Genomic DNA, 12631 nt, shown 5'->3' with positions numbered 1-12631 from the left:
CAACCATGGGGAGCAATTCAGCACACATTTGCCAGAGCTGTCCCTGTGCTACACTGGCGCTCATGCCACAACGGCTGCGGACAATATCATATCGATTTAGCTAGTTTTTCAGGATGTTAGCCATGACAACAACCACACAATACGCTCGTTTAAGTGCGCATTTTGCCACTATCAGCCATTTTGAACACTTCAATACCCTGGGTGACTGGGATATGGCCACCATGATGCCACCAGCAGGCAGTCAACAGCGGGCTGAAGCGATGGCCAGCCTCAGTGGTCATATTCATCAACTGCGCACGGCACCTTGGTTAAATGAAGCCATCAACGCCGCCACTGATGAGCCCCTCACCGATAATCAACGAGCCAATCTAACGGAAATGACTCGAACAGTGCAGCAGGCAACATTGATCCCCGCTGAACTGGTCGAAACCAAAACCCGTGCGGCGCTGGCCTGTGAACATGCCTGGCGCACGCAACGGCAAAATAATGACTGGGCCGGTTTTCGCCCCAATTTAGAAAAGGTAATCGCCTTAGTACGCCAAGAAGCAGAGATCCGCAGTCAAGCGCTGGGCATAGCCCCCTATGACACCTTACTGGATAAATTTGAACCCGGCATGACCAGCGCCAAGCTCGATGCGCTATTTAGCCCATTGCGACAACAATTACCGGGTCTTATCCAACAGGTTCAGCAAAAACAGGTCAATGAGCAGCCCGTACATCTTAATGGTCACTATCCAGCTCAAGCACAGCAGCAATTATCCCGTCAGGTAATGACACTGCTGGGGTTTGACTTTAATCAGGGAAGGCTGGATAGCAGTTCCCATCCATTTTCCTGCGGTGCCGCGGGTGATACCCGCATTACCACCCGCTATGATGAATCAGATTTCAGTGCTGCGTTAATGAGCACCATACATGAAACTGGCCATGCCAGATATGAGCAAGGGCTACCGCTAACATGGCAGGGCCAACCGGCCGGCATGGCACGTTCTATGGCGGTCCATGAAAGTCAAAGCTTGTTTTTTGAAATGCAACTGGGTCGTAGTCACGGCTTTTTACAGCAGCTACATCCCCTGATAAACCAGCACCTTGGAACCCATTTTACCCTAGAGCAACTGCAACATGGCTTTAGTCGGGTGACCCCGGGACTTATCCGGGTTGATGCCGATGAAGTGACCTACCCATGTCACATCCTGCTACGTTACCAAGCCGAGCAGGCTCTGGTGACAGGAAACCTGACAGTGGCCGAATTACCTGAATTCTGGCATGCCAATATGAGCCAAATGTTAGGCGTCAGTACATTGGGCAATGATAAAGATGGCTGCATGCAAGACATCCACTGGACCGTGGGCGAGCTAGGCTATTTCCCAAGTTACACTCTGGGGGCCATGATTGCCGCCCAATTGCGAGATGCACTGGAACAACAGCTGGGCAATATGGATACCCTGCTGGCACAGGGGCAAATCAATGACATCTTTGCTTTTCTGCAGCGCAGGATCTGGCAACACGCCAGTTTGATGAGCACAGAGGCATTAATCTTATCCGCTACTGGCAAGGCACTGTCCGCCGACAGCCTGCTGGCCCATCTGGCGCGACGTTACGCTTAACGCAATATAGGGATAACCCTTGGTGGTAAATCGACTGCCAGCGGTTATCCCGCCTTTGTTTACCCTTAATTCGCTGTCGCTGAACCCATAAGTTATATCTATAGCAGATAAAACTATACTATATGTAGCTATGAGCCAGAGTGAGGTTAGTTTCTTACTCTGGCTTTTTTTATTAGATTTATAGCGTTCATTGTACTAAAACTACTAAAACTGATTTGTTCAAAGTAGATTTATGGTTGGGATCGTAAAAGTCACCGCTCAAATCAAAACGGATCATTCAGGCACCGTTCTTGAAGTTCCCGTTTTGTTGACGCATCAAGGGGTATTTGAACCTCTACTTGATTACGTCATCAGTCAATCTCACCGAAATAGTCTTCCTTGGATGAACCGTGTCGTGTTCTCTTGTCAGTTGCTTCTCGAATATATGGAAGCGAACAAAGGGTTGTTTTCAGAGCCCAGCAAATTATTTCTGTCGTTTGTTCAAAAGCTATCGACAGGAACCATAGGTAAGGATGGGAGTGACCCATCACAGCTTTATTGGTTGCCGCGATCAGTCTCTAACGTGAATCAGCTTCTTTCATCACTGAACGGTTTAACCGACTGGTTGGTGATCCACAACCAAAGCCAAAGCATCAACCCATTTGAGCAAGCCACAAGTCATCAAGAACGTCTGAATTACGCCGCTTGGTTTAAAAAAAATCAGCATAATTTTCTTGGTCACATCAAAAATAACGCACTGACAGATATGCTCAAAAAAGTCAGAAAAGTGCGCGGAAAACAAGATGTACTGAAAGTCGATGGTGACGCCATTTCCTTTCCCGAAAATTTGTTTAAGTCTTTCTTTATCGATGGTGTTGGCTCTGCGAGAGATGTGCGAGTTGCAGTACGAGACCAATTGATTTTGTTATTGATGCATGGCGCTGGCGTGAGAGAAAGCGATGCGTTGCATTTGTGGGTTGATGACGTTTTTCATGATCCTGAAAACATCAACAGCGTGATTGTAAGGCTCTATCACCCAGAAGATGGGAAAGCACCAAACAACTGGCGAGGTCGAAAGCGACAGACAACAAGAGCGGTGTATTTAGCTGAGAAATATCATCTTAAACCACGCAATAAGCTAACAGGCACGGCGCGAATTGGTTGGAAAACCAGAGTGGTAGATGACAGTGATAATTTCATTCATCTGCATTGGTTTCCAGCTTATTATGGTGAGCTGTTTGCAAAGCTATGGCGGAAATATTTGCTGTTCTTACTTCCATTAGAGCGAACGCATCCGTATGCATTTGTTAGTTTTTCAAAACATCATCTCGGCCAGTCACTTACGCTGAATGCGTTTAATCAAAGTTATAAAGCGGCGATGACGCGAATACAGCAAGCCGTTTCTAAACCAACTGGCCGTTCGCCACATGCCCACCGGCATGCATATGGACGCCGGTTATCGAATGCGAAAGTTGATCCATTACTGATCAAAAAAGCACTTCATCACGCTTCACTGTTATCGCAATCGGTCTATACACAGCCAGGCATTCGTGATGTCACAGAAGCGTGTGAAGAGGCAATGACCCGCTTAGATAGGCAAGAACATACGATATTTCGACAAGATGTCGAACTGAGTTGGCAAGAGATCATGAAAGCGGGGTTTGAAGATATCGACCCTGATGGTTTGTTCGCGGGCAAATACCCAAAATTTCGATAGGTGATGGATGAGATCAACCGATTATGAATTTGCTTGGTTCACGCAAAATAATGGCTCTGGTTGGGAGACCTGGCGTGAATTGGCGGCAACATGGTTGCACGGAAAGAAATACGGCATTGACCATAAACGGAATGCATTAACCCGTTTTCTGGAAGAGTATTTAGTGCCTCAATTCATTACAGACCCTGTTGAGCTATTTGATATGGGCGCACAGGACTACAATAAATTTCTATCAAAAATTGATTTATCAGAGAGTTACCGAGTTAGGCAAAACAATGAGGTTTGCACATTTATCGACTGGGTACTGGAGACATATTATTCCCAGCCGGATGATAATGATGAACCAGTGCCGATGTTTAAAAATCCGTTCCGCAAAGAAAGCAATCCAATCAACAATCAAGAAACGGTTTACAACACTCTGCCGTTTTACTACATCAAAAAACTGCGAAAAATAATTTGTCCTGATTTAAGAGGAGACTTTTCAGATTGGTGTTGGGCAATCGAACAATCCGATGCTTTTTTGCTTAACGGCAGACATACTAGAGATTGGTTTATTGTCGATAAAGCGATGATCGACCCAAGTGATCACGATTGTGTTTGGCGTGAGTTCAAGCTTGATAAAGATCGTTCAATGCGAGTCAATGGCGTTTTAAAGCATTACAAAGCGGGAGAATCGCTTCATTTGATTTGGTCACCAGTGCGAGCCATGATGCTCTTTGTGAAGCTGCAATTGCCACTGAGGACGTATCAAGTTCGAATGTTAGATTCTGGCGAAGCGGATACTTGGCGATACGAGCGTAGCCAATGGGTGCCCAACAAGAAACACGATTTTGTTCAAGGCAATGAAAAACGGCCATGGCGGAAAGGTGCAATGCACAGAATCGTCACGCCGGACATCGGTGATATCATGACGGGTTTGTACATCAATACTAATAAAACGGCCGATAGAAACAAAGATGAAATCACGCGAGGTTACGTCATCCCTTGGCAGAATGAAGATGTACTGTATTGGCTTGAAAAATTACGCAATTGGCAAGAAAAGTACAATCCAATCACCAAGCAGACTTCAATCTATGATTTAGATTACAAGCACTTTGGCAGCACCAAATCGACAACGCAGCGAGATGAGATTGGTAATATTTGTTTTCTTTTTCGCAATGCATCCGCTCCAATTGAGCGAGAAAGAGCATTTCCCCTGACAGCAGGGTTTATCAGTACCCTCTGGCTTGAATTGCTCAGAAAGCTAGAAGAGGATGTTTATAAAGCCGGTCACACCTTAACGGATGGTGGCAAAGTGCATTTTGTTGATCCGAAGAATCCACGTAAGGCACTATTTCCACTTCATTCGCTGCGCGTTTCGCTCATCACCTGTTATACCCTCGAAGGCGAGATCCCAACGCCCATTCTTTCAAAGCTTTTGGTGGGACATAGTCGTCTTATTATGACACTGCATTACACCAAAGTTAGTGCTGTGATGATGGCTAGAAAGATGAAACAGGCCGAGGACAAGATTACCGAAAAAGATCAACAGAGTTTACAAACATTCCTTGCCACTCAATCAATTGAAGCGATAGGGCTACAGACGTCATATCAGGATTTGGAAGCGTTGAAGAATATTTTTCGGGTTCGCAACCCCGCAGGTTGGCAAGAAAAAGCCATCGGGATCTGCTTAGCCGGTGGCAATACCCAACCCTCAGCTGAGAACACCCCAATCCCTGGTTGTTGGAATGGCGGAGAGCGGCTAAAGCGAGCTAATCGAAATCAAGCGGATCTTTATGGTCCGGTACCACATGGCCTAGAAAACTGTGTTCGCTGCCGTTGGTTCATCACAGACTTACGCTATCTACCTGCGTTAACTGCGCATTTCAATAACCTTAGCTATCACGCCTCAGAGTCAGCCAAAATAGCAGCAGAGCTCGAACAGCAGCAATCCTTGCTACTTGATGAAGAATATTTTTGTGAAATTAATGGACAAGCATTCACTAAATACCAATATTTGCATGTGCTTGAGCGCCGCCTTGAAAGGCAACAAAGCGATGCCGATGAATATTGTAAAGATCTCGTCGCGTGCTTTCAGATCATCCGGAAAGTATTGGCATTGGAAGAGCAGCGAGAGGTGGGGGATGCCAAAGACAAAGTAGTAGCATTGGGCTCACCAGAAGATATTTCGCCATTCTTTAGTTTTTTGGATACCGAGTCCGAATTTAGGCAGCTGATTCAGATTTGTGATGATGCGGAACTCTATACAGATTTACGTGACGACCTCAGGAAAACCACCGCCATTGCTCACCGCAGTGACAAGCTCAACAATATGCTGATGAAATCGGGTTATATGCCGTTTTTACTGCAACTTGATGATGAAACCCAGTTGTTGGCTGGCAATGCCATGGTCAATGCGATGCTCAACGCCACTGGTGAACAGGATAGATACAGCGCAATGGCTCGAATTGCAGGTTATTTAGACACGGAGGCATATCTGAAAGATGCAGGGCTACTCGAGGCTGGAGTAAAAGGCATTGAAACTAAAACGGGCATCAATATTCTAAGGCTTGCCGATTTAACGGGAAAAAATACGAAGGGATTAGACGATAATGGCTGAACTCATCCATCCGGACATTGTTCTTGAAGAGTTGTGCTCACAAGCAACAACGCGCACAGAGTCGGCATTGAGGACACTTAGCGCCGTACTTGCTGAGCAGAGCCAAATCGAACCGTTAGACTTTTCCATCGTGACTATTGGTAGGTTGTCTAAAGCTCAAGGTGGCCCCTCAACTCAGACCATCCGTAATCGAACAGGTAAGCATTTTCAGCAATTGATAGATGCCTGGGCCGCGTATAGTGGAACTACGCGTAAGAAGCCTCTCTCGGTTAGGCAAAAGCAACTTTTAAACAGCAATGATCAGCACATACTCGATTCCATTGATGATCCCGTGATCCGTGCCGTAGTCGGCTCTTTGATTGCAGAGCGAAACAAATACCGCGATCAACTTAATGTACTCAAAGCAAACGCCGATATCGTTATCGACAGAACACAGCCAATAAATCAATCTCATACTCACTTAGACAGTGAAAAACAGCATCAAAATAGCGCAATGACTCCGTTAGAATTAGAAGCTATTCGAGATGCCATTTCGGATGAAAAAATCCTGGCAATGGAATGGGTTGTAACGCCAACAGGGCAGGTGAAAGACAAATATGGGCACGAGATCTACCGCAGAGGCTATGTGCATGTATTGAATAAACTTCTCGAAAAGCAAGGATCTTGAATTCTCACCAAAACACATTCATTTTACCCGAGCTCAACAGTACTCCCGAACCAATTGAACGTGGTACCGATAAACTCCGTCTGGGTAAGTTTAAGCAAAGAGTACTTTCTTTAGTGTTTCAACAATTTTGATGGACTAAAAGGATTGTGCTCTTACCCTACAATGGCTGCTTAGTTTTACCAACTCGTGCCAGGACGATCCGCTCTGACACATTTCTGTCCCGTACCTTCACAGATGGCACTTAGAGACTCAGAAGTGCCCCAAAGTTACTTACATGAACCGGTTATCCCGTTAAATCGGATAAAACAGGAATTGCGCCTGCCACCTTCTCAACACAGTTCACGGAAATATTGATTACAATCATAAAACTGTCAGTTATCCAACGTGTTAGTGATAATATTTCTTCTATTCATGTTGCTGGTATAGCGAGATAACGACACATCTCATCATTCAGATAAACGAGCAGTCTCGTAATACAAATATCCGTTACTGTCGTTTCCACACCCCTCGTTGTAATGCCTGTTAGGAATTCCGCGGTGAGAGTTGCCTATTTATTGGATGTGAATAGGCACCTGCACTGCATAGCAGTGCTCTCAGATACCTATTAATAAATTCCAACCAAACCGCAAATCTTATGTGTGAGGTGGGTCACGTTTTTCGCTTTTCATCCCCCTGCATCAACAAATCAACTTCTTTAGCTAACACCATTACACCTATCAGGCTGGGAAACTCATTACGGCTTACTGCCTCGTAAGTTGCTGATTAAAAACAAAAAAACATCCTTAAATCAGTATTTGTCAAGAGTTGTATTTCACTTTTTCTAATGGTCTGATATGCATATCAAACGACGTATTCATTCTTCTCTCATCTTCTTTATGGAGCACATTTATGACAGCACCATCAATAGAGGTTTTTCCCGTTGGCAACGGTGACATGACCCTAATCACCACCAAAAATAAAAAAAAGATCTTGATTGACTGCTATAGGAGATCAGGCTCTAGCTACAACTACTTAGAAGAGCGCCTGAGAGAGCGCTTGAACACTGACGAAGATGGTCGCCCTTATGTGGATGTGTTTGTTCTTACTCACCCAGACGCAGACCACATAACCGGATTTAACACCATGTTCCATACTGGTGATCCGGAAGACTGGAGTGATAAATCCAATAAAATTATCATCAACGAAATTTGGTCATCACCTCGTGTATTTCGTCGAGCAACAGCAAAAGGAGCAAATGGCAACAACCCTCTTTGTGACGATGCCAAAGTATTCAATAGAGAAGCTAAGCGTCGAGTTCAACTCTATCGGGATGGCGGGTATATTGGCGGTGCAGGTAACCGCATCATTCTCCTTTCATCAGATGAAGATGGCAAAACTGATGATATCCCACATATTGTTGCCGATCTATTCACTTCATTCGCCCGTATGTCCGGCATAGATGACGGCTCTCTCAATGCATTCTTGCTTGCGCCTGCTGACAAGCAAGAGGTGGCAGAAGACGAAGAAGAGCTTTCAAAGAACAACTCCAGTGCAATCATCCGCTTCGATTTAAGTAATGCCATCTACGACGCAAATTACGGATACGATGTGTCCTATACTCACTCATTTCTCATTGGCGGAGATGCTGAAGTTAAGTGCTGGGAAGTGCTTCATGACAAACTCGAGGCTGCTGGTCAACTGAACGAGCTTGCATACGATGTTCTTTTGGCTCCACATCATTGCTCTTGGCGCTCACTATCCAATGACAGCGAATCTAATTGCGATGATCCTAAGCTGAACAAGTCTGCACACGCAGCTTTAAGCAAGGCAAACAAGAACGCAGTAGTTCTTTGCAGTAGTCAAGAGTTCGGGGAGAAGACTCCTCCTTCGCAGCTTGCAAGAGATGAGTACGAGAAGATCCTAAAGGATAATGATGGGTATAAGTTTTATGCCGTGGCTGAAGAGGGGGTTGATGATGAAGGGAATCCTAATTCACTCATGATTACCTTCTCAACGGGCAGGCCGAAGAAGGTGACGAAAGCTGAAAAGCGTGACTTTTCTAAAGTTGCCAATCCAGATGCGGTTAAGAAGGGTGGAAAAAGCACCTATGCCTAATTGTCGGTCAGCTTCAATTGAAGTGTTAGGTGAGTTCCTTTCTGACAGGTATTCGGCTAAGCGACTATCTGAAAGTGAAGTGCAGAACTTGGGGATTTCCTCAAGCCTGTATACAGCCAATTGGCGCATCCAAACTGATATCAGACACCCTGATAGCAGCAAGGCAATTCAATTGATTGTGGCGGCACGATCTACTTTCCCTTTCAGCGTCCCTCACATCTTCACTCACCCTAAACTGGAGGTCTTAAAGTACCCTCACATTGAGGAGCAAGGGAGGCTATGCGTATGGGGTGAAGAGGTTACCTTTGACCCGCAAGACATTACATACGTCGAGCACCTAATCAATCACAGTCACTCGTTGCTGGAACAAACAATCTCCGGTGAACTCGATGAGGACTTCAGTGCTGGTATGCTTAGCTACTGGGGGCGCTCTTTTACGTCCCCACTAAAAGAAAAGAAAGCGACCAGTATATGTAAGGTCAAAAACGTTACATCTCGACAGATCCATGTAGCGTATGACAGCTCCAAAGGTGTCATATTTGCTGATACTGAAGATGAGCTTAAGGGCTGGCTAACTAACATTGGTCTGAAACCGAGCCGAAAGCTCTGCTCTACCACGTTCCTTATTAATTTGCATGAAGCTTGGAAACCATCGGAGTACCCCAAGACACTTGGCGAGATTTTATCGATACTGAAAACCCAGTGTGCCGATTACACCGAAGCGATTACTGCAATCTCATATATCTTAAGTTCCAATCGCCTAAACCCAGCATTCCTAGTGCAGACCAACACCCCCAATGGAGCAATCATCACTGCGATGAGATGTTTGAGCGGGATCAACACAAGAGGTAATGCCGGACAGCGCTATCTGCCACCAGTAAAAGCAGGTAACGGCTTTAGGGATGATCGTATCCATTTTCGAAACCTTGAAGCCAGGTGCGCACAGGTGGGTATCCGTGGAATGGAGGTAGAGCGCAGAGACCCATCATGGGTTCTAGGTAGAGACTCAAACCCATCTATCCGAACAACCAGTGGAACTACCATTGGCATTATCGGGCTTGGTTCTATCGGTTCGAGTCTACTCCCCCTACTAATTAAAGCTGGGTTCAGTAAATTTGTGTTGTGCGATGGAGAATCACTTGAGGCAGCCAATGTCGGCAGACACCTTCTTGGTATGAACTACGTAGGCACCAATAAGGCTGAAGCATGCAAGAATCATATTCAGAGGAACTACCCTTGGGTCGATGTTTTATACGCAGGGAGTCGTGAATGGTTCGTTGACGATAAGGCTGTAGAAGCACTAACAACGAAATGTGATTTGGTCATTAGCGCAACAGCAGAGTGGGCATCAGATAAGGCCATACATGGGATGATAGAAGACAGTAGTCTATTGTGCAGTGTTGTTTTCTGTTTCACTGAACCACATGCTGTAGCTACCCATTGCTATGTAAACAAGGCGGGGGGCTTTAGCTATGGCTCTCTATTTGATAATACCGGAAGGCTACTGGAGAGTTGTGCCAAGTTTGAGCATCGAACCATCAAGGAAACGCATTTCTGCGGTGGTGTATTCCAGCCATACGGCGGCGTAGAGCTTAGCTTCGGGCATAGCATGATAGTAGAGACTGTCACTGAGCTTGCTTGTGAGGGAATTCAGGATGACAGCTATCGAGTATGGATTGGAAGTAAGAAGCTTCTGCAATCATTAGATGGCGAATGGAATCAAGGCTGGGAACAAAAGTATGGAGAGATAGGAGATGGCTCAAAAATCCTTAAAGTCGTCTAGTCAGACTGCGCCGATTGAGTTCACCTCCCTATCTTTTACGGGTCTATCGGTGCAATTTTCGGAAAACGCCATTGCTGAACTGTATAAGTACAAGCAAACTGGGAATAAAACTGAGGCAGGTGGCTTTCTTTTTGGGAAAATATGCACAGGAGTGGTGACGGTCTTATCGGCTTCCTCCCCTAGCAGAGCTGACAAGAGATCTCGCTTTGGCTTTTCCTGGAATAAGCGGGAAGCCAATAAGACAATACAAAAGCACTTCAAAAACGGGCTTCACTACCTTGGTGATTGGCATACTCACCCTTGTGGTAACCCAACACCTTCTTGGGATGATACCCAAGCGATTCGAAGCACCTTTCTAGACTCTGAGCATCAGCTTAATTACTTCATCATGCTTATTCTTGGAACCACGGGGATCGAACAAAGCTATGTCGCTTTAACAGACGGTAAAAAGGAATATCGATTTAATGCAAAGTGAAACCCAACAAGAACAGCCAGCACAATCTAAAACCTACACAGGAAAATGCTTATGCAGTGCTATCGCTGTCGGTGCCTATCTTCTTATGCTACTAATGGCACCTATAGGGTATTGGTATATGACTGCTACTAACGCTGTTCCTCCTTGGGCTGTGTCGAGTAAGCAAGTTATTGGATGTGTTTTGGTTGCAACTACAGGAGGTGTTCTCTATTGCTTGCGAGCTGTGTATCTGAATTACAGCGTCAGAAAGCAATGGGATGCGGTATGGGTTGTTTGGTATCTATTCCGGCCATTTGCATCCGGCCTGATGGGTTACGTCACTTACCTGGTTATCTCTGCGGGTCTTTTCGCGGTAGGTTCGACTTCAGTTGAGCACCCAGAGAAGTTGTTATATGCCCTATCTTTCTTTGCAGGGCTGAATGTAGATGGCTTTTTGAAGAAGTTTGAAGGGCAGGTATCCAGCTCGGTAAAGGCTAAACCAAGCCGGCAAACACAAGGTTCGTAAACTTCAGTAGTAATCTCACCATAACCCCGATAACTACGTTCGAGAAATACGTCAAGATGGAGGACTTCAACACACTTTTCATTTGGTATTACAAACTATCGAAGATTCTTGGGGTGAGAGTGATGACAGACACCATTAGAGGTTATAGCGGAAGAGCCGGAGCAGTTAGAGGCAGTCGCCAAGGTCATGAGGTCATTAGGAACTCCTTGGTGAGAGTTGCCTATTTATTGGGTGTGAATCGGCACCTGCGCTGCTACAAAAAGGAAAATCATGTAATAAACTCCACCACCTCCGTGCGCGGCGGTAAAAGCTGACTAAACTTACCGCCGTTAACCTAACCCCGAAAGGCAGCCTCAAGTTGGTCTTTGTTATTTTTTGGGGGGCATCTGCACCGCTATAAAAAGTCATATCTCCTCCAAAGTGATAGCCACCTACTCTGTAGACACTTTTAAGCCTTTCTTTTCCCCTAATTCAACATATCCGAAGTGGACATCTTAGAGCACCAACCCTAACCCGTTTTTGTCCAAAGGCTATTTAAACTGCTCACGAATGATTTTGTAAACGGTATTTCGTGAAACGTTGCAATGCTTAGCTATATTCGAAATCGACTCATGGTTTTGGTGCATAACAATAATCTGGTTTTTGATAGGAGTAGCTGTGGGTTTGCGACCTTTGTATTTACCCGCCGCTTTAGCGGCAGCGATGCCCTCTAACTGTCTTTCCTTCCGTATGTTGAGCTCAAATTCAGCGAATACTCCTAGCATATCTAGAAACGCTTTCCCGGCGGCAGAATCAGTGGAAATTGGTTGTTCGGTCGCTCTCAGTTCGATTTCTTGCTCCTTGAGATAAACAACTAACTGCTGAAGGTCTAAGACTGATCTGGCGATTCGGTCAATACGGGTAACGAGCAGCGTGTCTCCAGCACGAAGATATTGCTTTAAGTCGTTGAGTCCCTTTCTGCGAGTGTCGCTACCTGGTGCTGTGTCAGAAAAAATCTTCCGACACCCAGCATCTTTCAATATCCGAATTTGGAGCTCTAGTGATTGGTCTTGCGTCGATACACGGGCATATCCCACCTTTGCCATGGCACTTGCTCATTTAGGTTCTAGACTTATTGAATATAGTGTTGATTTATCAGATTAACCACCCTAAATGAACAGACTTCGAAGATTTTCTTGTCGTTCAGTTAGGGTATGCTCTATTTGAGT

General features: G+C 45.4%; 9 protein-coding genes. 8 read left to right on the top strand and 1 reads right to left on the bottom strand.

The window, feature by feature from the left end:
* Window positions 1-113: 113 nt before the first annotated feature.
* The 8 genes from NFHSH190041_RS04695 to NFHSH190041_RS04660 all read left to right on the top strand — a co-directional run bounded on the left by NFHSH190041_RS04695 (window position 114) and on the right by NFHSH190041_RS04660 (window position 11423).
* The gene (locus tag NFHSH190041_RS04695; RefSeq protein ID WP_410010850.1) at window positions 114-1604 is read left to right on the top strand and encodes a carboxypeptidase M32; all 1491 of its coding nucleotides are present in this window, start codon (window positions 114-116) and stop codon (window positions 1602-1604) included.
* A 232-nt stretch (window positions 1605-1836) separates the two neighbouring features.
* Entirely contained in the window at window positions 1837-3300 is a 1464-nt protein-coding gene (gene gmtY / locus NFHSH190041_RS04690; RefSeq protein ID WP_261924139.1) for a gamma-mobile-trio recombinase GmtY, read from the top strand.
* Window positions 3301-3307: 7 nt separating this feature from the next.
* Window positions 3308-5899, top strand: coding sequence for an integrase family protein (locus tag NFHSH190041_RS04685; protein ID WP_261924138.1), 2592 nt, complete (start codon window positions 3308-3310; stop codon window positions 5897-5899).
* Entirely contained in the window at window positions 5892-6566 is a 675-nt protein-coding gene (gene gmtX, locus NFHSH190041_RS04680; protein WP_261924137.1) for a gamma-mobile-trio protein GmtX, read from the top strand. The genes NFHSH190041_RS04685 and gmtX overlap by 8 nt, the downstream gene beginning before the upstream one ends.
* An 888-nt stretch (window positions 6567-7454) precedes the next feature.
* Entirely contained in the window at window positions 7455-8660 is a 1206-nt protein-coding gene (locus NFHSH190041_RS04675) for a metallohydrolase (protein WP_261924136.1), read from the top strand.
* Entirely contained in the window at window positions 8638-10443 is a 1806-nt protein-coding gene (locus NFHSH190041_RS04670; RefSeq protein ID WP_261924135.1) for a ThiF family adenylyltransferase, read from the top strand. The genes NFHSH190041_RS04675 and NFHSH190041_RS04670 overlap by 23 nt, the downstream gene beginning before the upstream one ends.
* On the top strand, window positions 10415-10918 hold the full coding sequence (locus tag NFHSH190041_RS04665) for a Mov34/MPN/PAD-1 family protein (protein ID WP_261924134.1): 504 nt from the start codon (window positions 10415-10417) through the stop codon (window positions 10916-10918). The genes NFHSH190041_RS04670 and NFHSH190041_RS04665 overlap by 29 nt, the downstream gene beginning before the upstream one ends.
* Window positions 10908-11423, top strand: coding sequence for a hypothetical protein (locus NFHSH190041_RS04660; RefSeq protein ID WP_261924133.1), 516 nt, complete (start codon window positions 10908-10910; stop codon window positions 11421-11423). Before NFHSH190041_RS04665 ends, NFHSH190041_RS04660 begins: the two co-directional genes overlap by 11 nt.
* 530 nt (window positions 11424-11953) lie before the next feature.
* Here NFHSH190041_RS04660 and NFHSH190041_RS04655 read toward each other — a convergent pair.
* Complete coding sequence (locus NFHSH190041_RS04655; protein ID WP_261924132.1) at window positions 11954-12508, bottom strand: recombinase family protein; 555 nt, start codon at window positions 12506-12508, stop codon at window positions 11954-11956.
* Between the last annotated feature and the right edge of the window lie 123 nt (window positions 12509-12631).

Origin of the sequence: Shewanella sp. NFH-SH190041, from assembly GCF_024363255.1 — a bacterium.
Taxonomy (GTDB): domain Bacteria; phylum Pseudomonadota; class Gammaproteobacteria; order Enterobacterales; family Shewanellaceae; genus Shewanella.
The sequence above is the reverse complement of the archived record's forward strand: the minus strand, read 5'-3'. Positions and strand labels throughout refer to the sequence as shown.